Origin of the sequence: Streptomyces sp. NBC_01176, assembly GCF_045039825.1 — a bacterium.
In the GTDB taxonomy this organism is placed as follows: Bacteria; Actinomycetota; Actinomycetes; order Streptomycetales; family Streptomycetaceae; genus Streptomyces.
On the sequence record NZ_CP108600.1, the window covers coordinates 3773230 to 3797327 of the forward strand.

A 24098-nucleotide genomic window follows, 5' to 3' on the forward strand; every position below is an offset into this window, starting at 1 on the left:
CGAACCGGCGGCCCTAACCAGCCGAGGAACCCCGTGAGTGACACCCCATTCGGATTCGGCCTTCCGCCGGAGGAGCCGGAGAACGGCGACGAGGGCAAGAAGAAGGACCAGGAGAGCGGTGGTGGTCAGGGACCGTTCGGTTTCGGGCTGCCCGGAGCCGGCGGTCCCGGCGCCGACAATCCGCTCGCAGCGATGTTCGGCTCCATGAACCCCAACGACCTGGGAGCCGCGTTCCAGCAGCTGGGCCAGATGCTCTCGTACGAGGGCGGCCCGGTGAACTGGGACATGGCCAAGCAGATCGCCCGCCAGACGGTCTCCCAGGGCACCTCCGACGGCACCAAGGACGCGAGTGTCGGCCCCGCCGAGCGCACCGCGGTCCAGGAGGCCGTCCGTCTGGCCGATCTGTGGCTGGACGACGCGACCTCCCTGCCGTCCGGCGCCGGCACCGCCGTGGCCTGGAGCCGCGCGGAGTGGGTCGAGGCGACCCTGCCGGTGTGGAAGGAGCTCGTGGACCCGGTCGCCGAGCGGGTCGGCGCGGCCATGGGGGACGTCCTGCCGGAGGAGATGCAGGCCATGGCGGGCCCGCTCATCGGCATGATGCGCTCCATGGGCGGCGCCATGTTCGGCACACAGATCGGGCAGGCCGTCGGCGTGCTCGCGGGCGAGGTCGTCGGTTCCACCGACATCGGCCTGCCGCTCGGCCCGGCCGGCAAGGCCGCGCTGCTGCCGCTGAACATCGCGTCGTTCGGCAAGGACCTCGGCATCCCCAAGGACGAGGTGCGGCTCTACCTCGCCCTGCGTGAAGCCGCCCACCAGCGGCTCTTCGCGCACGTGCCGTGGCTGCGCTCGCACCTCTTCGGCGCCGTCGAGGGCTATGCGCGCGGGATCAAGGTCGACACGGCCAAGCTGGAGGACGTGGTCGGCCAGCTCGACCCGCAGAACCCGGAGCAGCTGCAGGACGCTCTCCAGCAGGGCATGTTCCAGCCGGAGGACACGCCCGAGCAGAAGGCCGCGCTGGCCCGTCTGGAGACGGCGCTCGCACTCGTCGAGGGCTGGGTGGACGCGGTCGTGCACGCGGCCGCGAAGCCGCGCCTGACGTCCGCGGACGCGCTGCGCGAGACGCTGCGCCGCCGCCGGGCCACGGGCGGACCCGCGGAGCAGACCTTCGCCACGCTCATCGGCCTGGAGCTGCGCCCGCGCCGGCTGCGGGACGCCTCGCGCCTGTGGGCCTCGCTCACCGACGCGCGCGGTGTCGACGGCCGCGACGGTCTGTGGGCCCACCCGGACATGCTGCCGACCGCGTCCGACCTGGACGACCCGGACGGCTTCGTGCACCGCGAGCAGCTGGACTTCTCCGAGCTCGACAAGATGCTCGGCGAGGCGGCGAGCGGTTCCGCCGATCGGCCGAACCTGACGAAGGACCCCGAAAAGGACGACCGCAAGGCCGACAAGGGCGACCCGGACGGCACGGACGGCGACCGGGGCGACGGCAAGGGCGACGGCGCCGAGTGACCCTCCACGACGACGCGGTCCTCGTACTGAAGGGGTACGAGGGCCAGGAAGAGCTGCGGCAGGGCTATCTGGACCACCTGTCCGCGCACCCCGACGGCATGTGGAAGTCGTGCTCGGCGGGTCATGTCACGGCGAGTGCGCTGGTCGTGGACGCCGAGGGCGGCCGCGTGCTGCTGACGCTGCACCGCAAGCTGCGGATGTGGCTGCAGATGGGCGGTCACTGCGAGCCGGGTGACCCGACGCTGGCGTCGGCCGCGCGGCGCGAGGCGGCCGAGGAGTCGGGCATCGAGGGCCTGACGCTGCTGCCGGGCGGCCCCGTCAGCCTGGACCGGCACCCCATTCCGGCGCCGTGCAACTGGCACCTGGACGTCCAGTACGCCGCGCTCGCCCCGGCCGGAGCCGTGGCGGCGATCAGCGACGAGTCCCTCGACCTGCGCTGGTTCCGCTACGACGAGGTCGCGGAGGTGGCGGACGCGTCGGTCGTGCGCCTGCTGGAGGCGACCCGCGCGAGGCTCTCCGGCTGAGAGCGGGGGCCCTGCGCCCGAGACGCGCGTAAGGGGCGACCGCCATGGGCGGTCGCCCCTTACCGTCGCGCGCAGCCCGCCCGTCGCTCAGCTCCAGACGTTGCCCTGGTTCTGCGCGTGGACACCCTGCTGTCCCATGCCGTACTGGGCGCGCAGGCCCTGGCCGATCACCGCGTTCTGCGGCGGCAGCAGCTCGCTGGGCTGGACGAGCGCGTACCCCTGGCCCAGGAAGCTGAGCTCCCAGCCCTCACCGGTGTTGCCGCGCCGCCGCCACACCCCGGAGGAGTGCGTCTGCGCCTGCATCTGCACCCGCAGGCCGGTCGACCACGCGACGATCGCGTCGGCGTCGCAGTTGACGTACTTGTCGGGCGTGACCTGCATCATCAGCGGCGCCCCCGAGGTCATCAGGGCGACCTTGCCGCGTCCGGTGATGTTGAGCTGGTACTTGCCGGATCCGGAGATGCCGTACTGGCTGTCCACGGCGATGACCTCGTGGTGCAGCGAGGAGTCCATGGCCAGCACATAGCTGCTGTCGACGGTGAGACCGTCCTGGTCCACGTCGACCACGTGCACGTGCTGGGCGAGGTTCGCGAGGTAGACCGTCCCCTGCCCGTGGCAGCGCATCAGGTCCAGTCCCTCACCGGTGTACGCACGCGCGCGGTGCTGACTGTTGTTCTGGTACTCGGCGTCGAACTCGACGAGCCCCTGGTAGGCGACCATCGTGCCCTTGCGGGCCAGGATGTCGTCGTGGCCCTCCATGACGACCCGCAGCATCTGCGAGTTCTGCAGGCTGTAGCGCTCCTGGGTCTGCTGCTCGTTGTAGCCGAAAAGCGGGCTCTGCATGATGTCCTGCTCCCCCTCAGCCCCGGATCCGGAGGCGGTCGGTGCTGTCCTCGCTGGGCTGGACGACGACGATGCCCTGCCCGGAGAACGCCATCTGGTACGCCTCGCCGCTGCCGCGGCCGATCAGCGACTGTGCCTTGAAGCTGCGCTTGCCCTTCACCTTGAGGTTCGGGGACCAGGCGACCAGCGCGTCCGGATCGACGTACGTCTCGTCCTCGCCGCCACCGCAGTCGACCACGATCGGCTCGCCCCGGGAGGTCAGCGCGACCCAGCCCTGGCCGGAGATCTTGGTGTTCCACAGTCCCTGTCCGGCGAACTTGGCGAGCCCCTTGACGCGCTCGACGCCCCAGGTGAGATGCGCGTCGAAGGCGAGCAGGTTGGTGGCGTTCACGGAGATCGCGTCCCCGTTGAGGTTGATGACGACGACGTTCGCCCCGTAGTCCGCGAGATAGAGCAGACCGTCACCGTGGCACCTCATGAGGGGTGCTCCCTCACCGGTCATCCAGTCCCGCGCGATCTGCCGTACCGCGGGCGGGTTCGGCTCGTACTGGACGAAGCCCTCGTAGGCGACCATCGAGCCCACGCGCGCGAAGAGGTCGCTTCCGGTCTGCATGGCGACCTTCAGCATGTGACTGCCGTGGTTCTCCATGCGGGCGGTGACGGGTGCCGGGGCGTAGCCCGTGAGTGGCTGGTTCATGACGGGCTCCCTCAGACCTCGTACGGCTGGACGACGATGAAATTGCCTGGCGCGCCGCGGAACTGGAGGTTCACGCTCTCTCCGGTGTCGCCCGGGTAGGCGTTGCGCCGCATCCGCACCTGGCTGGAGACGATCACCTGGGAGGCCGCCGACCACGCGACGACGGCGTTGCAGTCGGCGAACGTCGTCGGTGTCACGGGCAGTACGACGGGCGCGCCGTGCGTCTTCACCACGACCGTGCCGGTCCCCTGGAACTGCATGGTGAACAGCGCGCCCCCGGGGATGCCGTGGCCCTCGATCCTGCGCACCTCGTACTGGAGCGTCTCGTCGAAGGCGAGGACGTTCTCGGAGGACACACAGATCGCGTCGCCCTGGAGTTCGATGGGGTGCACATGGGCGGCGTTCTCGGCGAGGAACACCTGACCGCGGCCCGAGCAGCGCATCAGCTGCATCTCCTGCCCGGTCGCGTTGCCCACGATCCGTCCGGCGAAGCCGGCGCCCTTGTAACTGAAGTCGACCTTGCCCTGGTAGAGCACCATGCTGCCCTGGCGGGCCAGCACGGGCTGGTCACCGATACCGAGGTCGACCCGGATGAGCTTCTTGTTCTGCTGCGTCCACCGCTGCCCGGTGGGCGTCTCCTTGAACGCCCCCAGCGCGGCGAGCACACCGGCCCCGCCCTGCGGAGCGCCTTGGGGAACACCGTACGGGGAGGGCGCGCCGGGCTGTCCCGGGTACTGCCCCGGCACCTGGCCGTACGACGGCTGCTGCCCGTAACCGGGAGGTGCCGGCGGGGCCTGCTGCCCGTAACCGGGAGGCGCGGACGGAGCCTGCTGACCGTAGCCGGGCGGCATGGGGGCGCTCTGCCCGGGAGGCTGCTGACCGTAGCCCGGCGGCGGACCGGGCGGACCGGGCGGACCGGGCGGCTGCGCGTACGGGGCGGGCCCCGGCGGCGGCACGGTGCCGCCCGGCGGGCTGTGCAACGGCGCGACGATGGTCGGCGCGGCGTGCACCGAGGGCGCGGACGGGGCGGGCGGCGGCGTGAACCCCTGCGGAGCGGGCTGCGCCGCGGGGGCCGGAGCCGGAGCGGCCGGCGCTCCGAACGCGGGCGCCGGGGTCACCTGGGTGGGAGGCGAGAACGAGGGCGCTGCACCGCCGCCCTGCGGCTGCTGCGCGGCGGGCTCCTCCTCGGCGACCTCGCCGCCGAAGTTCTTCAGCAGCGCATCGAGGCCGCCGTCGAAACCCTGTCCCACGGCAGCGAACCGCCAGACGTCCTTCAGGTAGAAGTCGCCCAGCATCACCGCACGCTCGGTGGAGAACTCCGCTCCGCTGAACGAGTACCGGGCCACCTCCTCGCCACCCGCGACGACACGGAGGTACCCCGGTGCGATCTGGGACATCTGTCCGGCGCCGTCGATCGTCGCCGTGAACGACAGCTTCTGGATCTGCGCCGGAATCCGGTCGAGGGTGACGCGGAAGGACTCCGTGTCACCCGACTGGGCGCCCAGGAGCTGGACGGATTCCTCGGGGGTCTTCGGCTGGTTGAAGAAGACGAAGTACCGGTCGTCCGACAGCCGTTCGTCGGCGTCCAGGCCGAAGCAACTGATGTCGAAGGTCAGTCCGGGGCCGGTGATCTGCACACCCACGTACAGATCGGTGCCCGCGGTGAGGTCACTGATTCTGGCCTTGTGGCCGCGTTGGAATTCCCTGGCCATGCGTAACGACCGTCCCCCATCCCGAATGCGATTGCGTCGCGTCAGGCTAACGGGAAACCCCGGAAGTGAACGCAGCCGGTACAGACCCGGTACACAATCACCCCCCGCCCGGGACGGACCCCGGCCGCCCCGCCCGCTATTCGTCGCGGCCGACGGGCGGATGGGGCAGCCGGGCGGCCGCGACCACCCCCTCGAGGTAGCCGCGCGCCCGCTCCGTCCGCGGATACGCCTCCAGCAACCGCCAGAAGCGCGGACCGTGCCCGGGCACCAGAAGATGGGCGAGTTCGTGGACGAGGACGTAGTCGACGACGTACTCGGGCATGCCCTGCAACCGGTGCGAAAGACGGATACTGCCCTCCGCCGGGGTGCAGGAACCCCACCGCGTGTTCTGATTGGTCACCCAGCGGACCGAGGTGGGCCGGGCCCGCCCGTCGAAGTACTGGTCCGACAGACGCGCGGCACGCTCGGTCAGCTCGGAGTCACCGAGCACCCGTTTGCTCTCCTGGGCGGCCAGTTTGTCGAGCATGACGGTCACCCAGCGCTGTTCCTCCGCCTCGGACATCCGGGCGGGGATGAGCACGACAGTGCGATCGCCCTCGCGGTACGCGGAGACCGTCCTGCGCCGTCGCGCACTCCTGCGAACCTCGATCGCGCTCGCCCCCGAGCCGCTTGGCGGCAGGCTCGTCGTGCTGCGCTGTGGTTTTCCGGCGCGGTGCAGTGGGTCGGCGGGCACGCCCCGACGTTACCCGCTGCACGTGGGGGAAGTCCCGTCCCCAGGACGGTTCGGTGTCGATCCGCACCTGCGCGCTCGATTTATCCGACGAACACCACAGCCTGTGGACAACTTTCCGCACCCTCCCCCCACCCCCGGGCATCCTGGCATCCGACGGCGGACCCGGCCCGGCCCGCCGGCACACGGGGATGCTCCACGAATACGGGGGTCGATCATGCATCCGATGGTGAAGCCCGCGCTGCGGCGCGGCTGGCGGGACCTCAACACCGTGCAGTTCGGCATGGCACCCGCCCACGCGATAGTGCTGGGCCCGGTGGACACGGCGACCGGCAGCTTCCTCGACCTGCTCGACGGAACCCGCGGACTCCCCCTCCTGCGCGAGGAAGGACGCGGCATGGGCCTGCCCGACGGCCATGTCGACGCACTCGTGGAACGGCTGGCCCACTCCGGACTGCTCGACGACGCGACGGGCGGCGGCCCGGCCGCGGACACCCTGCGCGCGAAGAAGGCGGTCCTCGCCCGGCTGCGCCCCGACCTCGCGGCCCTCTCCCTCGTCGCCCCCGCACCGGGCGACGCCCTCGGACACCTGGCCGCCCGCCGTCACCTGCGGGTACAGGTGCGCGGCGCGGGCCGGGTCGGGGTCACCCTGGCCGCCCTCCTGGCAGGCGCGGGCGTGGGCCGGATCGAGGTCCGCGACGTCGGCCGGGTGGAACCGTGGGACGTGGCACCCGGCGGACTGACGGCGGAGTCCATCGGAGAGCGCCGCGAGGAAGCCGCCCGACGGGCGGTGCGCCGAGCCGCGCCGGACCGCCCGCCCCGGCCGGCCACCGAGGGCGAGGAGCCCGGACTCTCCCTGGTGATCATCACGCCTCGGGACGGCCTGTCCGTCCACGCCCCCGATCCCACCGCCGCCGAACCGCTGATCACCTCCGGCGCACCCCATCTCTACGCGGGAGTCGTGGAAGGAACGGGAGTCGTCGGCCCGCTGGTCCTGCCCGGCGACACCGGCTGCGCGGGCTGCCTGGACCGGAGCCGCGCCGACCGGGATCCGACCTGGCCGCGCCTGATCGCCCAGTGGCGCTCCGGCTCCTCACGCCACGTACCGGCGTGCGACCTCACCGTGGCGACCGGCGTCGCCGGCATCGCCGCCGCACATGCGCTCGCCTTCCTCGACGGCCGGCCACCCTCCAGCGCCGGAGCCCGCTGGGAAACCTCCGCTCCGGCGCTCCACTGGCACGCGAAACCGGTGTGGCCACACCCCGATTGCCCGTGCGGCGCCGCGGAGAAAAGTAAGAAGGGGGAACGCGCCGCCGAAGCCGAGGAGCCGCACGAGACAATGGCGGGGCAACAGCCGCATGCGGCACGGCTGTCTGGGACTTGGAGGGCGCATGTCTGATCTTCCCCGGAAGGCGGTCACCCGAACCGCCAAACTCGCCGCGCTACCGCTCGGCTACGCCGGGCGAGCGACCTGGGGCCTGGGCAAGCGGATAGGCGGGAAGTCGGCGGAGATCGTGGGCCGCGAGCTTCAGCAGCGCACGGCCGAGCAGCTCTTCAAGGTGCTCGGTGAGCTGAAAGGCGGCGCGATGAAGTTCGGACAGGCACTGTCCGTCTTCGAATCGGCGCTGCCCGAGGAGGTCGCGGGCCCGTACCGCGCGGCGCTCACCAAACTCCAGGAAGCGGCACCACCGATGCCGACCCGCACGGTGCACTCCGTTCTCCGGGAGCGACTCGGCGAAGACTGGTCCGAGTTGTTCCTCGAATTCGAGGACAAGCCGGCCGCGGCCGCCTCGATCGGCCAGGTGCACCGGGCGGTGTGGCACGACGGACGCGAGGTCGCCGTCAAGGTTCAGTACCCGGGAGCGGGCGAGGCCCTGCTCTCCGATCTCACCCAGCTCAGCCGATTCGCCCGGCTGCTGGGCCCGCTCATCCCCGGCATGGACATCAAGCCCCTCATCACGGAACTGCGCGACCGGGTCTCCGAGGAGCTCGACTACGCGCTGGAGGCACAGGCCCAGGAAGCCCACGCCACGGAGTTCTCGGGCGACCCCGACGTCCTGGTACCGGCCGTGGTCCACCAGTGCGACCAGATCCTGGTCACCGAATGGATCGACGGCACACCTCTGTCGGAGGTGATCTCCGACGGCACCCAGGAGCAACGGGACCGCGCGGGGCAACTGCTGGCCCGCTTCCTCTTCTCCGGCCCCGCCCGCACCGGACTGCTGCACGCCGACCCCCACCCGGGCAACTTCCGGCTCCTGCCGGACGGGAAGAACGGCTGGCGCCTCGGCGTCCTGGACTTCGGCACGGTCGACCGTCTCCCCGGCGGTCTGCCCTCACCGATCGGCGACTCCCTCCGCATGACCCTCGACGGCGACGCGGAAGCGGTCTACGACCTGCTGCGCGAGGAGGGCTTCGTCAAGGAGTCGATAGAGCTCGAACCCGACGCGGTCCTCGACTACCTGCTGCCGATCATCGAACCGGCCCAGGTGGACGAGTTCACCTTCACCCGCGGCTGGATGCGCAGCCAGGCCGCCCGGGTGGCCGATCCCCGCTCCCCCGCCCACCAGTTGGGCAGGCTCCTCAACCTTCCACCGTCATACCTGCTGATCCACCGTGTGACGCTGAGCACCATCGGCGTCCTGTGCCAGCTGGGCGCGACGGTCCGGCTCCGCGACGAACTGGAGGAGTGGCTGCCGGGGTTCGTCCCGACCGAAGAGCTGCCGGACGAGGAGGACACAGCGGCTGGGGCGTGAGTTCGGGCTGCCTTCGGGCGGCTGTGGCGGGGCGGGGGGTGGGGAGGGGGCGGGGGGCGGGGGAGCCCCCCAAAGGAAGAAGCCCGGAGCAAGTCCCGCCCTACCACCAAGCCGAATCCAGCCGTCCCTCGATCGCCCGCAGATGTGCCCGGGCGCAGTTGTCGCAGAGGTAGTGGCGGTTGCCGTTCTCCATGGAGCAGGTCCAGGTCGGCTGGGGGCCTTCCGCCGAGGTGCCGCAGCGGGCGCATGCGATGCGCTGGGTCTGGGCGGTGTCGGGCCGCTCGGTGATGTCGCTGCTGTCACTGTCCCCGGGAAGACTCGTCACCTGGCGACGATAGCGCCGTGGTCGGGTGTTCGCCCGGCACAACGCACCGCGGGGGTCGGTCCGTCCGGACCGGCCCCCGCGGTGTGTCTGTGGATGTCTGCGACTGCCTTCGGCTGCTTACTGCATGACCGCCATGGCCAGCGCACGCCGGGCACGCATGGAGGCGCGCTCGGCCCGGCGCTGCATCCGGCGGGCGGTGGCCAGGCGCGCGGCCTGACGCTCCCGCTCGGCCTCTTGCAGTCGCTCGTGCATATGCGCACGAGCCAGGGCTTCTGGAATGAGTTGCATCTCTCGGGTCCTGTTCTCACGCGAGTCGTTCGCGTCGGTGGTGGTGAATTCTGGAATGACGGAGCCGGTGGGCTCACTCGCGGACGGCTTCATCGGGGCCTGTTTCTTGGGGTCGTGCGTCTGGGGGCGATCGATCGTTCCTGCGGTGTTCATGCCGTGACCGGGTTCTTGCGCGGACGGCCACGCGGCCGCTTGCGGGCTACGACAACACCCTGGACGAACAGCTCGCCGCCCCAGACACCCCAGGGCTCACGCCGCTCCTTGGCGCCGGCGAGGCAGGCCTCGATCAGCGGGCAGGTACGGCAGAGGGACTTGGCGTACTCGACGTCGGCCGGCGACTCGGCGAAGAAGACCTCCGGGTCGTAGGAACGGCAGGGGACGGGTACGCCGAGGTTCTCGATGGCGTCGTCGAGCGCGGTGAGCGCAGTGAGCGGGATCAAGGTGGAGTCCTCCGTGAGGCCGGGCGGGGGGATCGTTTCGGAAGGCGGTACGGACGGGGCGTGCGCTTCGAGTTGCACGGTTGGTCTTCCTCGTCTGGTCGTGCCGGCCGGTTGGCCGGTTGGCGGCTGGTACCGGGTTCTTTTCTTGTCCCGAGGCCCCTTCGCTCCGCCGTCCCCGGTCGGGGACAAACAGAAGGGCCGCGGATCCCGGGTGGGGTTCCGCGGCCCTGAAGGCGCCGGCCTGATCGAGGATCAGGCTGGATCACTCCAGGGTTCAGGCCCACGGAAGGCCCACATCGTGTGGTGCTGCTTCGTCTGCTTCAGGGATCCGGCACCGGTTGCCGCAAAGGCATAGGCACGCGCCTCTGCCACTACTGCCGCTTCCAGTGCCTGGATCGGTCGCTCATTGCGCTCACGGATGGGAAGACCCGCGAGAGACAGGGCGGACGCCGGCCGGACGGCAGAGATGCCGGACAGACCGGTGCCCAGGTTCGAGACGCCGAGCAGGCACGTGGAGACGACCGAGGGATCGGTCATTTTGGCGGTGCTGTTGGAGCTGGCGTTGATGCTGATCACTGGAATCGCCTCCTCTCGGCGTCTTGGGGGACTGGGGGTGAGCCAGTCCGACGGGTATTAAGTACAGCACGGAACCAGGGCTTCGGAGAAGCCCGCCGCTTCCGTGCTAAGAACCTATGGGGATTGCCGGGGCATGCGCAAACTATTTTCTCGACGAGTTTGAATCAGTCGTCGTGCTGGTCCTCGTCAGGCTCTTGGCCTGCGCAGATGGCCAGAACATCGGCTCCGAAGCGGTTGAGCTTGCGTACTCCGACCCCGGGGATCCGTGCGAGCTCTCCCTCGTCGTCGGGGACGGTCTCGGCGATGGCCATGAGTGTCTTGTCGGTGAAGACGCAGAACGCGGGCTGCCCGCTGCGCTGCGCCTGTACCGCCCGCCACTCGCGCAGCCGTTCGTAGAGGCCCTCGTCCATGTCGGAGGGGCAGTCCTCGCAGCGCATCAGTTTCATTTCGCCGGCGTCGGTCAGCGTGCGGCCGCAGACGCGGCAGCGGGCCGGAGTTCGGCTCGTCCGTCGTACGGCGGTGCCTCCGCTGCTTCCGATGCCTCGCTCGACGCCTCCCGGACCGCCTCCGTTTGTGCGGCCCGCGGTGGTGACGGAGCCGGGGCGTAGTCCGTCGAGGAAGCGGCTGGGCCTGCGGTTGGCTCTGCCGCCGGGTGAGCGGGACAGGGCCCAGGAGACGAAGAGGTGTTCCCTGGCGCGGGTGACGCCGACGTAGAGGAGGCGGCGTTCCTCTTCGATCTGCTCGTCGGTCTTTGCGTAGGTGATCGGCATCATGCCCTCGGCGACGCCGACGAGGAAGACGACGTCCCACTCCAGTCCTTTGGCGGAGTGCAGGGAGGCGAGGGTGACGCCCTGGACGGTCGGGGCGTGCTGTGCGCCGGCGCGTTCGTCGAGTTCGGCGACCAGGTCGCCGAGGGTGGCGTCCTGCTTGGCGGCGGCGAAGTCCTGGGCGAGGTGGACGAGTGCGGCCAGTGATTCCCAGCGCTCTCTGACCGCGCCGGAGCCGGCGGGGGGTTGGCTGGTCCAGCCTTCGCCGGACAGTACGGCGCGGACCTGGGAGGGCAGGTCGACGACGTCGTCGAGAAGGGAGTCGTTGGCTCCGAACCGGGCGGCCGCGCGGAGGGCCGATCCGGCTTTGCGCACTTCGGGGCGGTCGAAGAACCGCTCGGCGCCGCGCAGCTGGTAGGGCACTCCGGCGTCGGCGAGTGCCTGTTCGTGGATCTCGGACTGGGAGTTCGTGCGGAAGAGGACGGCGATCTCGCCTGCGGGGACGCCGGAGGCGATGAGGTCGCGGATGCGGCGGGCGGCGCCTTCCGCCTCGGCGGGTTCGTCGGTGTATTCGGCGTAGACGGGCTCGGGGCCGGGGGCGCGCTGGGAGATCAGTTCCAGGCGGTGGTCGGCGGCGCGGCCGCGGGCCTGTGAGAGCAGGCCGTTGGCGAGGTGGACGACCTGCGGTGAGGAGCGGTAGTCGCGGACGAGCTTGACGACGGTGGCCGCGGGGTGGCGGGTGCGGAAGTCGAGAAGGTGGTCGGGAGTTGCACCGGTGAACGAATAGATCGTCTGGCTGGCGTCGCCGACGACGCACAGGCTGTCGCGTTCGCCGAGCCACAGTTCGAGGAGGCGTTGCTGGAGGGGGCTGACGTCCTGGTATTCGTCGACGACGAAGTGCTGGTACTGGGAGCGGACCTGGTCGGCGATGTCGTGGCGGTCCTGGAGGATGCCGACGGTGAGCAGCAGGACGTCCTCGAAGTCGATGAGTGATCGGTCGCGTTTGACGTCTTCGTAGGCGGCGTACAGCTGGGCGATCTCTGCGGGGTCGCGGGGGGATTCGCGGCCGGTCTTGGCGGCGGCGGCCGCGTAGTCGGAGGGGACGGTCTGGGTGACCTTGGACCATTCGATCTCGGCGGTGACGTCGCGGAGCTCGCCGCGGTCGAGGCGGATGCGGCAGGCGGCGGCCGCGTCGGCGACGAGCTGGATCTTGCGGTCGATGAGTCGGGGGAGGCTGCCGCCGACCGCTTTCGGCCAGAAGTACTGGAGTTGGCGCAGGGCCGCGGAGTGGAAGGTGCGGGCCTGGACGCCGCCGGCGCCGAGCTGTCGGAGGCGGCCGCGCATCTCTCCCGCGGCGCGGTTGGTGAAGGTGACGGCGAGGACGCTGGAGGGCTGGAGGATTCCGGCGCGTACGCCGTAGGCGATGCGGTGGGTGATCGCTCGCGTCTTGCCTGTGCCGGCGCCTGCGAGCACGCACACCGGACCGTGCAGGGCGGTGGCGACCGCGCGCTGCTCGGGGTCGAGCCCGTCGAGCACCGCGTCGGCCGTGTCCGGAACCTGTGGGAAGAGGGTGGAGTGCGTTGCTGCTGTCACCCCGCCATGCTGCCAGGTCGCCGGGGGCGGGTGAGTCGGTTGTCCACAGGGAGGGTCTTGTGGTCGTACTAATGCGGCAGGCGTCGGGGGGTGCCGGTGTACGGGGCGGGGGTACCGGCTGCGGGAATGGTACGTGTCCGGCGTACGTTCCCCTTCTGCGATGACGCACCCCCAGCAGTAAAGGAGCGCGAGAGACATGCCGGGCACTGTGACGATGTACAGCACCACGTGGTGCGGATACTGCACGCGGCTGAAGGGCCAGCTGGACCGCGAGGGCATCACGTACAAGGAGATCAACATCGAGCACGACCCGGCGTCCGCGGCGTTCGTGGAGAAGGCGAACGGCGGGAACCAGACCGTTCCGACGGTTCAGGTGGTCCCCTCCAACGGTGGGGTCGAGGTCGTGATGACCAACCCGAGCCTCGCGCAGGTGAAGCGCGCGCTCGGCGTCTGACCCGGGAGCAGGCGTACGAGACCCGGCCCGGTGATCACGGGCGCGGGTCTCGTCGGCGTTGTGCTGTTCAGCAGTAGGGCTGCTGGTCGGTGAGTGCCGACGCCACGCGCATGAAGACTCCGAAGAGCCGGTAGAGCTGGGGAACCGGTCCGGTCACCTCGACGGTGCGGGAGTCTCGCAGGCCGACTCCGGGAATCCCTTCGAGCTGGCTGGCGACGGTGGCCGACTGCCACCGCACTGCCAGGGTGGCCGCGGTTTCTGTGCGGGCCGGCCGTGGGCGGGGGCCGGCCCGGCGCACTCCCTCGGCGGCGGCTTCCTCGATCGCCTTGCGCGCCTCGGTCGCGGGCCTCAGCCGGGCGCTGAAGCAGTCCCTGGCGTACTTGACCGGAGCCGTGACGAGCTGGGCGTCCCAGGCCGTCGCCTCGTCGCAGGCGGCGTCGTCGCCGGAGAGCATCACCACGGGTACGCCCAGTGCGGCGGCTGTGGCGTGTGCGAATCCGATCTCTCCCATGGGCTGGTCGTCCAGCCACATGTCCTCGATCTCGTGGCCCATGTAGCTGTGGCTGAGCACGCCCAGTGCGCCGGCACGTGAGTGGTAGCCGACGCACAGCACCGCGGCGAAGTCACTGTCCAGGCCTTCGAGCATCCCCATCCGTTTGGGTTTGCCTCTGACCAACTCCGCCTCGGGGTGTATCCGGTCGGCGAGCAGGTTCCGCATGGTGCTGTGTGCGTCGTTCACCAGAACCCGGGTGGCACCGGCCGTGAGCGCGCCGCGCACGGCCGCGTTCACGTCCTCGGTCATCATGACCCGGCCGTGCTGGTAGTCCTGGCCGCCGGCCTGCACGTCCTGGGCACCGACCAGTCCGGTGACGCCCTCCATGTCGGCGCTGATGTACACCTGCACGCCCACTGCCTCCGCTCCGTGGCCCCCGGCCGCCGAGAACCTGATCTCAGGACACCGCGTGTCCTGGTCGGTTGTCCCGGGCATTGCGGTGGGGCGGTTCTTGAAGTGACTCAAGAACCGCCCCTGTTGTGTGTTTTACGTCACGCTGGCTCGGGTGGCTGCCCGGTGGTCCGCCTGGTCTCTCCCCTGGGAGTGGTGGGTGGCTACACCTCTCTGCGGGGCAGGGGCTTTCCGTACCAGAGTTCGATCAGGCGGGCCGCGATGGAGATGCCGTACGGGGGCATCACTTCGCCGGACTCGAAGGCGGTGCGCAGGTCCTCGCGGGAGAACCAGCGGGCTTCGTGGATCTCCTCGCCGTCGACGTCGATATCGCGGGAGGTGGCGCGGGCCATGAAGCCGAGCATGAGGCTGGAGGGGAACGGCCAGGGCTGGCTGGCGACGTACTCGACCTCGCCGACGGTGATGCCCGCCTCTTCGAAGACCTCGCGGCGCACGGACTGCTCGATGGATTCGCCGGGTTCGACGAAGCCGGCGAGTGTCGAGAAGCGGCCTTCGGGCCAGTGCACCTGGCGGCCGAGCAGGATGCGGTCCTCGTCGTCGGTGACCGCCATGATCACGGCGGGGTCGGTGCGCGGGTAGTGCTCGGCGCCGCAGGCGGGGCAGCGGCGGATGTGGCCGGCTGCCGCGATCACGGTGCGTTCGCCGCAGCGTGAGCAGAAGCGGTGCAGTCGCTGCCAGTTCTCCAGGGCGACGGCGTGCACCATGAGGCCGGCGTCGCGGGGGGAGAGCAGGAGTCCCGCCTCGCGCAGGCCCGCGGGGCGTGCGGACTGGTCGATGCGGCCGGGCAGCGCATCCTTCTGGAGTGCGAAGTAGCTCACACCGTCGTCGTCCGTGCCGAGGAAGTAGCGGTGCGCTTCGGTGAGCGGGGCCTCGAAGGAGGGGGTCATGACGAGTTCGGTGGTGCCGTCCGCGGTCTCGTCGATGAGGACCTGCCCGCCGGAGACCACGAAGGCGCGGGTCGTGGGGTGACTCCAGGCCGCCGCGAGCCAGGCCTCGTCGAGCCGGTGGTGGGCGGCCCGGTCGATGCCGCTCGGGGCGGTGAGCGAGATGGGACGGTCGGCGGTGCGGTCGGTCCAGGTGGTCACGGGTGCTTCCAACTCCCCCGGTGGAACGGTTATTTCGGCGGGCGGTTCAGCAGGACGTACGGCGGGACGGGTGTGCGGGGCGCTCTTCTGGGTGTGAATGGGGCTTCTTCCGGATGTGAAAGGGCTTCTTCAGTGTGCCTCGCGCCAGTTCTCGGCCAGGTCGTCCCACAGGTGGGCGCTGGTTTCGACGCCCTTCATGAGGAGGTCGAGTTCGACCTTCTCGTTGGGGGCGTGCCAGCCGTCGGAGGGGACGGAGATGCCCAGGAAGAGCACGGGGGCGTCGAGGACTTCCTGGAGGTCGGCCGCGGGCCCCGAGCCGCCTTCGCGGGTGAAGCGGATGGGCTGCTCGAAGGCGCGGCCCATAGCCCGTGCGACGGACTGCAGGGCGGGGTGGTCCAGCGGGGTGAGGCAGGGGCGGGTGGCGGCGCCGAAGGTGATCTCGTGCCGGATGCCCTCGGGGAGCTGTTCGGCGGCCCAGGCGCGTACGGCCTTCTCGATGTGGTCGGGGTCCTGGCCCGCGACGAGCCGGAAGGAGAGCTTCACCATGGCGGAGGACGGGATGATCGTCTTGCTGCCGGGTCCCTGGTAGCCGCCGCCGATGCCGTTGACCTCGGCGGTGGGGCGGGCCCAGATGCGCTCCAGGGTGGTGTGGCCGGCCTCTCCGTGGGTGGCCGACGACTTGGCGGTGCTCAGCCAGCGCGCTTCGTCGAAGGGCAGTTCGGCGAAGAGTTCGCGCTCGCGGTCGGTGAGTTCGGTGATGCCTTCGTAGAAGCCCGGGACGGCCACGCGCGCGTGGTCGTCGTGGAGGGCGGCGACGAGGCGGGCGGCGGCGGTGGCGGGGTTGGGCACGGCGCCGCCGAAGGAGCCGGAGTGGATGTCCTGGGCGGGTCCGTGCAGCTCGATCTCGCATTCGGCGAGCCCGCGCATACCGGTGCACACGGTGGGGGTGTCCTCGGACCACATGCCGGTGTCGGAGACGATCACCGCGTCGGCGGCCAGCCGGTCGGCATGGGTTTCCACGAGGTCACGGAAGTGCGGGGAGCCGGATTCCTCCTCGCCCTCGATGAGGAGTTTGAGGTGGACGGCGGGGGCGGTGCGTCCGGTGGCGGCGAGGTGGGCGCGGACGCCGAGTGTGTGGAAGAACACTTGGCCCTTGTCGTCGGCGGCTCCGCGCGCGTGGAGGCGGTTTCCGCGGATCACCGGTTCGAAGGGGTCGGTGTCCCAGCCGTCCTCGCGGGCGGCGGGCTGGACGTCGTGGTGCCCGTAGACGAGGACCGTGGGGGCCTGGGGGTCTTCGGACGGCCATGCGGCGAAGACGGCGGGGGCGCCGTCGGTCGTCCAGACCTCCGCGGTGGGGAAGCCGGTCTCCTGGAGTTTGGCGGCGAGCCAGTCGGCGCTGCGCCTCACGTCCGCCGCGTGGTCGGGCTGGGCCGACACGGAGGGGATGCGCAGCCATTCGGCGAGGTCGTCGAGGAAGGCCGTGCGGTGGTTCTGGATGTACGCGCGGACGGTGCTGACGGCGTTGTCAACGGGCTTGCTCATGCTCACGAGCCTAGCCGCCCGTGGGGGCGTGTTCGTCCGGTGGTTCTCCGGCCGCCTCGTGCCACGGGTCCCGGGTGTCCTGCGTGAGCAGCCGTTCCAGGGCGGCGCGGTCGGGGAGGTCGCGGGGGCGGACGATCTCGCCGCTGCGAACGTATACGAACGTGGCCTTGACGGACTCCGGGGGCACGCCCTGCTGCTCGGCCCAGGCGAGGCGGTAGACGGCGAGCTGGAGGGGGTCGGCGGTGCGGGTGCGGCTGGTCTTCCAGTCGACGATCTCGTACGTCGTACCGTCGCCGTCGTCCTCCTTGTAGACGGCGTCGATGCGGCCCCGGACGACGCGTCCGGCGATGGCGAGCTGGAAGGGGGTCTCGACGCGGTGGGGCGTGCGGTGTGCGTAGGGAGTGCGTTCGAAGGCGTCCTTGAGGTCTTCCAGGTCGCGTTCGTCGGCGATCTCGGCGTCGCTGCCGGGCAGGTCCTCCGGTTCGAGCATGGGCAGCCGCAGTTCTTCGAAGCGGGACTCCACCCAGGCGTGGAAGCGGGTACCGCGGCGGGCGGCGGGTCGTGGGGGGCGCGGCATGGGGCGCGCGAGTTCCTGTGCGAAACCGTCGGGGTCGGCGGCCAGGTGCAGTACCTGTGAGGCGGTGAGCGAGGCGGGCAGGGGGACGTCGGTGACACTCGCGCGGGCGCGCAGGAGTTCTCCGGTGAGCGCGTCGAGGTCGCGGTCCCAGGAGGCGAGGGTGCGGACTTCCTCGGGGGTGAGGCGTACGGGGTCGTCCTGCGGGTGGGGGCGGGCGTGCTGGGTCTGCGGGGGCGCCGGTACCGGGGCCGGGCGGGCATCGGGGACGGGTCGGTCCTCGGGGGCGGGCGCCTGGTGCGGGAGCGTCGGACGGTGGGTGGTCCAGGAGTCCCAGTCCGAGTCGTCGCCCACGAGGAGGGCGTCGTCGTCTTCGGAGAGGTCGTCGCCTTCAGGGAGGTCGTCGTCTCCTGCGGGGTGCGGCTCGTCCCCGTAGGACGGCTCGTCGTCGGGCGGGAGCGGCCACTCTGGGTCGTCGTGGGAGGACGGGCCGTGGACGGCGGGGTGGGGCTCTTCGTGGGACGCCACCCGCTCCAGGTGGGCGAGTACGGTCTCGGCGGCCGCGCGGCGGCGGGCGAGTGCCGCGTCGTCGAGCGGGAGCGGCCACGCGTGGTCCGCCGCCGCCTCGTGCAGGGCCGGGTTCTCCTCGTCCTGCGCCGGTTCGTCGGCCCAGGCCTCGATCTCTCCGTGTCCGGCGGCGCAGTGGTCGTACAGGGCGTGCAGGAAGTCGGAGGGGCCGCGCGGGCGCTTCTGGGACGGGCCCCACCAGTGGCCGGAGCCGAGCAGGAGCGAGCGGGGGCGGGTGAAGGTCACGTAGCCGAGGCGGAGCTCCTCGGTGCGCTGGTGGTCCTTCATGGCCTCGTGGAAGGCCCTGATGCCCTTGGCGTCCCAGGTGTCGACGTCGGGCAGGGTGTCGGCGTCTCCGCGCAGTTCGTGCGGCAGGACCTTGCCCTGGGCTGTCCATTTCTCGCGTCCCTGGGCGCTGGGGAAGGTTCCGGTGACGAGGCCCGGGACGGCGACGACGTCCCACTCCAGGCCCTTGGACTTGTGGGCGGTGAGCACCTTGACGGTGTTCTCACCGCCGGGCAGGGCGTTGTCGAGGCCCTTTTCGTACTGTGCGGCGGTGCGCAGGTAGGCGAGGAACGCGAGCAGGGTCGCCTCGCCGTCGCCCGCGGCGAAGGACGCGGCGACGTCGAGGAAGTTCGAGAGGGTCTCGCGGCGGCGGGCGGCGAGGGCGTGCGGGGACGCGGAGAGCTCGACCTCCAGTCCGGTGACGGCGAGCACCCGGTGCAGGACGTCCATCAGGGGGTCGGCGAGCGAGCGGCGCAGGTCGCGCAGTTCGGCGGCGAGCCGTGCGAAGCGCACCCGGGCGTCGGGCGAGAAGGGCAGTCCGTCGTCGTCCCTCTCGGCCTCGATGGGCATCTCCAGGAACGTGTCCAGGGCGTCGGCGAGCGATATCACCTCGGCCGGGTCGACCCCCTCGACGGCCGCGGCGAGCCGGCGGTCGGCGTCGTCGTCGGCGCCCACGCGCGCGTGGGACACGAGAAGGCGGGCGCGCCGTCCCAGGAGGGCGAGGTCGCGCGGGCCGATCCGCCAGCGGGGTCCGGTGAGCAGGCGGACCAGGGAGGCGTTGGCGCCGGGGTCCTGGAGGACCTCGCAGACGGCGACGAGGTCGGCGACCTCGGGGAGGTGCAGCAGCCCGGAGAGGCCGACGACCTCGACGGGGATGTCGCGGGCGACGAGCGCGCCCTGGATCTCGGCGAAGTCGCTCGCCGTGCGGCACAGCACGGCGATCTCGCCGGGGGCCTTTCCGGTGCGTACGAGGTGGGCGAGGGAGTCGGCGAGCCAGTCGATCTCCTCGGCGTGGGTGGGCAGCAGCGCGCAGTGGACGACGCCGTCGTGCTCGGCTCCGGGGGCGGGCCGGAGGGCCTCCACGCCCGCGTGCATCGCGCGCAGGGGTTCGGCGAGGCCGTTGGCGAGGTCGAGGAGGCGGCCGCCGCTGCGGCGGTTCTCGCTGAGTGACTGGCGGTCGGCGGGGCGGCCGTCGGCGTGCGCGAAGTGTTCGGGGAAGTCGTCGAGGTTGGCGACGGAGGCGCCGCGCCAGCCGTAGATGGCCTGGCACGGGTCGCCGACCGCGGTCACGGGGTGTCCCGTGCCGCCGCCGAACAGTCCGGCGAGCAGGACGCGCTGCGCCACCGAGGTGTCCTGGTACTCGTCCAGCAGGACCACGCGGAACTCGTCGCGGAGGATGTCCCCGACCTCGGGGCGGGTGCGGGCCAGGGTGGCCGAGAGGGCGATCTGGTCGCCGAAGTCGAGGAGGTCGCGTTCGCGTTTGGCCGCTCGGTAGCGGACCACCAGTTCGGCGAGTTCGCGCCGGGCCGCGGCTGCCTCGGGGACCTTGCGGAGGTCGGCGTTGGTGAGTTTGGCGCTCTCCAGGGTGTGCAGCAGTCCGGCGTCGTGGGCGCGCAGGTCCTCGGGGCGTACGAGGTGTTCGGCGAGTTCGGAGTCGAGGGTGAGGAGGTCGCCGACGAGGTCGGGGAAGGAGCGGGTGAGCGCCGGGTACGGTCCGGGTGACTCCCGCAGGACGCGGGCGGCGAGCTGGTAGCGGGTGGCGTCGGCGAGCAGGCGGGACGTCGGTTCGAGGCCGATGCGCAGTCCGTGGTCGGTCAGCAGGCGGCCCGCGAAGGCATGGTAGGTCGAGATGACCGGCTCGCCGGGCGGGTTGTCGGGGTCGATCACGTCCGGGTCGGTGACCCCGGCCTTGATCAGGGCCTTGCGGACGCGTTCGGCGAGTTCGCCCGCGGCCTTGTTGGTGAACGTCAGCCCGAGGACCTGTTCGGGGGCGACCTGTCCGGTGCCGACCAGCCAGACCACGCGTGCCGCCATCACCGTGGTCTTCCCGGATCCGGCTCCGGCCACGATCACCTGCGGGGCGGGCGGTGCGGTGATGCAGGCCGTCTGCTCCGGGGTGAAGGGGATGCCGAGGAGCTCCTTGAGCTGCTCGGGATCGGTGATACGGGCTGGCACGTCTGAGAGGCTAGCCGCGCCCACTGACAGCGGGCGGCCACATCGGCTGTCGGGCCGTGGGAACCGCTGGTCAGCACGTGGGGTGTCGTACGTCACTCGGGTCGCGTCCGATGACACCGCGCTCCCGGGGAGCCGGCGGCCGTCGCCGGTGCGCGTGCCGTCGGCCGGCCGCCGGCCGGTCACTCGACGACGTGACGTCCTTCCGCGCGGGCGCTGCACGAGGTGCGGAACGCGCAGTGCGTGCAGTGCTGGCCGGTGGTCGGCGAGAACCGTTCGTCGAGGACCTTGCCCGCGGCGGTGGCCAGCAGGTCGCCGACCCACTCCCCCGTGAGGGGTTCCTGGGCCTGCACCTTGGGGAGGGTCTCGCCGCCGTTCTTCTGGGCGGCGCCCTGGCGGAGCTGGACGAGTTCGGCGCCGCCCGGCTCGGGGCGTACGCCGTCGAAGGCGTCGTCGACGGCGCCTTCGCGGACCGCGAGCTGGTAGACGGCGAGCTGTGGGTGGTGGGCCACTTCGGCGGCGGTGGGCGCGTGTTTGCCGGTCTTGAAGTCGACCACGTAGGCGCGGCCCTCGGTGTCCGTCTCGACGCGGTCCATGGAGCCGCGGATGCGTACTTCGTAGGAGCCCGCTTCCAGGGTCACGTCGAAGTCGTGCTCGCTGGCCACGGGCGTACGGCCGGGGCGGACCTGGTTGGAGTCGATGTGCCACTTCAGGAAGCGTTCGAGAGCCACGCGCGCGTGCTCCTTCTCCTGCGCCGACTTCCAGGGCGCGTCGAAGGCGAGCGCGTTCCACACGGAGTCCAGGCGTTCCATGAGGACGTCGAGGTCGGCGGGGGTGCGTCCGGAGGCGACCTCGTCGGCGAGGACGTGCACCACGTTGCCGAAGCCCTGGGCCGCGGTCGCGGGCGCGTCGGCCTTCACCTCGCGCCCCAGGAACCACTGCAGTGCGCAGGTGTTGGCGAGCTGGTCGAGGGCGCTTCCGGAGAGCACGACGGGCTGGTCGCGGTCGCGCAGCGGGACCTTGCTCTCGGTGGGGTCGTACATGCCCCACCAGCGGTAGGGGTGGGCGGAGGGCACCAGGGGGCGGCCGTCGTCGTCGGCGAGGGCGGCGAGCCGGGCCAGGCGGTGGGCCGCGGCCTGCCGTAGGGGTTCCGAGACGCGTGGGTCGACGGTGGTGGCGCGCAGTTCGGCGACGAGGGCGGCGACGGACAGCGGGCGGCGGGGCCGGCCGGTGACGTCCTTGGGTTCGACGCCGAGTTCGGTGAGGAAGCGGGAGGGCTGGTCCCCGTCGTCGGCGGGTGCCTTCACCGCGGTGACGACGAGGCGTTCGCGCGCGCGGGTGGCGGCCACGTAGAACAGGCGGCGTTCTTCGGCGAGGAGCGCTCCGGGGGTGAGGGGTTCGGCGAGGCCGTCTCGACCGATACGGTCCGCTTCCAGCAGGGAGCCGCGGCGGCGCAGGTCGGGCCACAGACCCTCCTGGACGCCCGCCACGACGACGAGGTGCCATTCCAGGCCCTTGGAGCGGTGCGCGGTCATCAGGCGCACGGCGTCGGGGCGTACGGCCCGGCGGGTGAGGGTGTCGGCGGCGATGTCCTGGGCGTCGATCTCCTCCAGGAAGTTGAGGGCGCCGCGTCCGCCGGTGCGTTCCTCGGCGCGGGCCGCGGTCGCGAACAGCGCGCACACGGCGTCGAGGTCGCGGTCGGCGTTGCGTCCGGCCGCGCCGCCGCGCCGGGCGGCGCGCTCCAGGCGCTGCGGCCAGGGTGTGCCTTCCCAGAGGTCCCACAGCGCCTCCTCGGCCGTCCCGCCGCCCGCCAGGCGCTCCCGTGCCTTGCGCAGCAGCGCGCCGAGGCGCTGGGCTCCGCGGGCGTAGGCCGGGTCGTGGGCGACGAGCCGTTCCGGTTCGGCGAGCGCGAGGGCGAGCAACTCGTCGGAGGGCGGCGGTACGTGGTTGCCGGCGGCGCGCTCCTCCTCGCGCAGCGCGCGGCCCAGGCGCCGCAGGTCGGCGGCGTCCATGCCGGCGAGGGGTGAGGCGAGCAGGGTGAGCGCGGTCTCGGTGTCGAGCCAGGGCACCGTCCTCTGGAGGCCGGTGTCCTCGGGCTGTGCGTCCGCGTCTTCAGGAACGGCTTGCGGCACGGCTGCCGGAACCGCTTCAGGGGCAGCTCCGGGATCGTTTTCGGGAGCGGCTCCAGGTGCGTCGTCAGGGGCTTCAGCGGAGGGCTCGTCCGGGGCGTCGGCGGGATCCTCGCTGTCGGCAATGGGCGTCGGTGCCGCGCCCGTCCCCGTCCCGGACTCGGCGCGGGCGACCGCCCGCAGGGCCGTCAGCAACGGCGTCACCGCGGGCTCGTGCCGCAGGGGAAGGTCGTCGCCGTCGATGTCGAGCGGTACTCCGGCTGCGGTGAGCGTGCGGCGGATCACCGGGATCGTGCGGGAGCCGGCGCGCACCAGGACGGCCATCTCGCCCCAGGGGACGCCGTCCTCCAGGTGCGCGCGGCGCAGGATGTCCGCGATGTTGTCCAGTTCCGTGCCCGCCGTCGGATACGTGTAGACCTCGACCGTGCCGCCGTCCCGTACCGGCGTCAGTTCGCGGTGGGCGCGCACCTTCGGCGCGGGCAGCCGGGTCAGCGGCATGCGCTGGGTGAGCAGGCGGGTGGCGTCGAGCAGGGTGGCGCCGGAGCGGCGGGAGGTGCGCAGTACTTCGACCGGCGCGGGGTGGCCGCCCGCGCGCGGGAAGGCGTCGGGAAAGTCCAGGATGCCGTTCACGTCGGCGCCCCTGAAGGCGTAGATCGACTGGTCGGGGTCGCCGAAGGCGACCAGGGTGCGGCCGCCGCCGGCCAGGGCGCGCAGGAGCCGTACCTGGGCGGGGTCGGTGTCCTGGTACTCGTCCACGTAGACGGCGTCGTACTGCGCGGCGAGACGTCCGGCGACGCCCGGGCGCTCCGTGAGCAGTACCGCGCGGTGGACGAGTTCCGCGTAGTCGAGCACGCCTTGCAGGTCGAGAACGTCGAGGTACTCGGCGAGGAATGCCGCGGCGGCGCCCCAGTCGGGGCGGCCGATCCGGCGGGCGAAGGCGGTCAGGGCATCGGGGCCGAGCCCCAGTTCGCGGCTGCGTGCCAGGACGGCTCGGACCTCGTCGGCGAAGCCGCGTGTGGTCAGGCAGGCGCGCAGTTCGTCGGGCCAGCGCACGTGGGCGAGGCCGAGCCGCTCCAGGTCGGGCTGGCCCGCGAGCAGCTCGCGCACCGCGACGTCCTGTTCGGGTCCGGACAGCAGCCGCAGCGGTTCCACGAACAGGTCGCTGTCCTGGTGGGCGCGGACCAGGGCGTAGCAGAACGAGTGGAAGGTGGTGGCCCGGGGGGCGCGGGCGGCCCCGATGCGCAGCGCCATGCGGTCGCGCAGTTCCACGGCCGCCTTGCGGCTGAACGTGAGGACCAGGATCCGTTCCGGGTCGCCGCCCTGTGCGATCCGGGCCGCCACGGACTCGACGAGGGTGGTCGTCTTGCCGGTGCCGGGGCCCGCCAGCACGAGGAGCGGGCCCGATCCGTGGTCAACCACTGTGCGCTGTCCTGCGTCCAGACGAGGGGGGCCCACCCGGACCGGCGCGGTGCGCACCAGTCGGTACGCGCCGCGGGTCCCCTGCCGCACCTGGGGGTGCGGCAGGCGCCTGGTGGAGGAAGAGGAGCTCACGTGGTTCGCCGG

General features: G+C 71.6%; 19 protein-coding genes. 5 read left to right on the forward strand and 14 right to left on the reverse strand.

The features are described from left to right. Positions 1-33: 33 nt before the first annotated feature. Both OG199_RS16050 and OG199_RS16055 read left to right on the forward strand, forming a co-directional pair. Positions 34-1512: a zinc-dependent metalloprotease gene (locus tag OG199_RS16050; RefSeq protein ID WP_405829996.1), complete on the forward strand. Its 1479-nt coding sequence runs from the start codon at positions 34-36 to the stop codon at positions 1510-1512. Next, entirely contained in the window at positions 1509-2036 is a 528-nt protein-coding gene (locus OG199_RS16055) for an NUDIX hydrolase (RefSeq protein WP_405829998.1), read from the forward strand. Before OG199_RS16050 ends, OG199_RS16055 begins: the two co-directional genes overlap by 4 nt. A gap of 87 nt (positions 2037-2123) precedes the next feature. Here the strand turns inward: OG199_RS16055 and OG199_RS16060 are convergent, their stop codons facing one another. The 4 genes from OG199_RS16060 to OG199_RS16075 all read right to left on the reverse strand — a co-directional run bounded on the left by OG199_RS16060 (position 2124) and on the right by OG199_RS16075 (position 6021). Beyond that, complete coding sequence (locus tag OG199_RS16060; RefSeq protein WP_356804772.1) at positions 2124-2879, reverse strand: AIM24 family protein; 756 nt, start codon at positions 2877-2879, stop codon at positions 2124-2126. A gap of 16 nt (positions 2880-2895) precedes the next feature. Then, complete coding sequence (locus tag OG199_RS16065; RefSeq protein WP_356270469.1) at positions 2896-3576, reverse strand: AIM24 family protein; 681 nt, start codon at positions 3574-3576, stop codon at positions 2896-2898. Between the two features lie 11 nt (positions 3577-3587). Continuing rightward, entirely contained in the window at positions 3588-5288 is a 1701-nt protein-coding gene (locus OG199_RS16070; protein WP_405830000.1) for a TerD family protein, read from the reverse strand. Positions 5289-5424: 136 nt separating this feature from the next. After that, positions 5425-6021, reverse strand: coding sequence for a M48 family metallopeptidase (locus OG199_RS16075; RefSeq protein WP_356804775.1), 597 nt, complete (start codon positions 6019-6021; stop codon positions 5425-5427). A 214-nt stretch (positions 6022-6235) separates the two neighbouring features. Between OG199_RS16075 and OG199_RS16080 the strand changes: the two genes are divergently transcribed. Both OG199_RS16080 and OG199_RS16085 read left to right on the forward strand, forming a co-directional pair. Next, positions 6236-7417, forward strand: coding sequence for a TOMM precursor leader peptide-binding protein (locus tag OG199_RS16080; protein ID WP_405830003.1), 1182 nt, complete (start codon positions 6236-6238; stop codon positions 7415-7417). Beyond that, on the forward strand, positions 7410-8774 hold the full coding sequence (locus tag OG199_RS16085; RefSeq protein ID WP_401799515.1) for an ABC1 kinase family protein: 1365 nt from the start codon (positions 7410-7412) through the stop codon (positions 8772-8774). The genes OG199_RS16080 and OG199_RS16085 overlap by 8 nt, the downstream gene beginning before the upstream one ends. A gap of 100 nt (positions 8775-8874) precedes the next feature. Here the strand turns inward: OG199_RS16085 and OG199_RS16090 are convergent, their stop codons facing one another. The 5 genes from OG199_RS16090 to OG199_RS16110 all read right to left on the reverse strand — a co-directional run bounded on the left by OG199_RS16090 (position 8875) and on the right by OG199_RS16110 (position 12763). Beyond that, positions 8875-9099 (reverse strand): hypothetical protein, encoded by a 225-nt coding sequence (locus OG199_RS16090; protein ID WP_401799512.1) that lies wholly within the window; start codon positions 9097-9099, stop codon positions 8875-8877. Between the two features lie 117 nt (positions 9100-9216). Further along, the gene (locus OG199_RS16095) at positions 9217-9540 is read right to left on the reverse strand and encodes a hypothetical protein (RefSeq protein ID WP_401799510.1); all 324 of its coding nucleotides are present in this window, start codon (positions 9538-9540) and stop codon (positions 9217-9219) included. After that, positions 9537-9905: a WhiB family transcriptional regulator gene (locus OG199_RS16100; protein ID WP_010984500.1), complete on the reverse strand. Its 369-nt coding sequence runs from the start codon at positions 9903-9905 to the stop codon at positions 9537-9539. The genes OG199_RS16095 and OG199_RS16100 overlap by 4 nt, the downstream gene beginning before the upstream one ends. Positions 9906-10079: 174 nt before the next feature. Further along, positions 10080-10403: a hypothetical protein gene (locus OG199_RS16105; RefSeq protein WP_356802471.1), complete on the reverse strand. Its 324-nt coding sequence runs from the start codon at positions 10401-10403 to the stop codon at positions 10080-10082. A 164-nt stretch (positions 10404-10567) separates the two neighbouring features. Continuing rightward, positions 10568-12763 (reverse strand): ATP-dependent DNA helicase UvrD2, encoded by a 2196-nt coding sequence (locus tag OG199_RS16110; RefSeq protein ID WP_405830007.1) that lies wholly within the window; start codon positions 12761-12763, stop codon positions 10568-10570. Positions 12764-12959: 196 nt separating this feature from the next. On the opposite strand from OG199_RS16110, the gene OG199_RS16115 reads away from it, so the two are divergent. Next, on the forward strand, positions 12960-13217 hold the full coding sequence (locus OG199_RS16115) for a glutaredoxin domain-containing protein (protein ID WP_148010353.1): 258 nt from the start codon (positions 12960-12962) through the stop codon (positions 13215-13217). Positions 13218-13284: 67 nt separating this feature from the next. On the opposite strand, the gene OG199_RS16120 is transcribed toward OG199_RS16115, so the two are convergent. The 5 genes from OG199_RS16120 to OG199_RS16140 all read right to left on the reverse strand — a co-directional run bounded on the left by OG199_RS16120 (position 13285) and on the right by OG199_RS16140 (position 24086). Next, positions 13285-14121, reverse strand: a complete 837-nt coding sequence (locus OG199_RS16120) for a M55 family metallopeptidase (RefSeq protein WP_405834563.1) — start codon at positions 14119-14121, stop codon at positions 13285-13287. 203 nt (positions 14122-14324) lie between these two features. Next, entirely contained in the window at positions 14325-15266 is a 942-nt protein-coding gene (gene nudC, locus OG199_RS16125) for an NAD(+) diphosphatase (RefSeq protein WP_405830009.1), read from the reverse strand. Positions 15267-15395: 129 nt separating this feature from the next. Then, positions 15396-16808 carry a dipeptidase gene (locus OG199_RS16130; RefSeq protein WP_356802474.1) on the reverse strand — a complete coding sequence of 471 codons (1413 nt, stop codon included), beginning with the start codon at positions 16806-16808 and terminating at the stop codon, positions 15396-15398. A 10-nt stretch (positions 16809-16818) separates the two neighbouring features. Then, a complete protein-coding gene (locus tag OG199_RS16135) occupies positions 16819-20409 on the reverse strand; it encodes an ATP-dependent DNA helicase (protein WP_405830011.1) in 3591 nt (1196 codons plus the stop codon). 179 nt (positions 20410-20588) lie between these two features. Continuing rightward, positions 20589-24086 (reverse strand): ATP-dependent helicase, encoded by a 3498-nt coding sequence (locus tag OG199_RS16140; RefSeq protein ID WP_405830012.1) that lies wholly within the window; start codon positions 24084-24086, stop codon positions 20589-20591. Positions 24087-24098 lie beyond the last annotated feature (12 nt).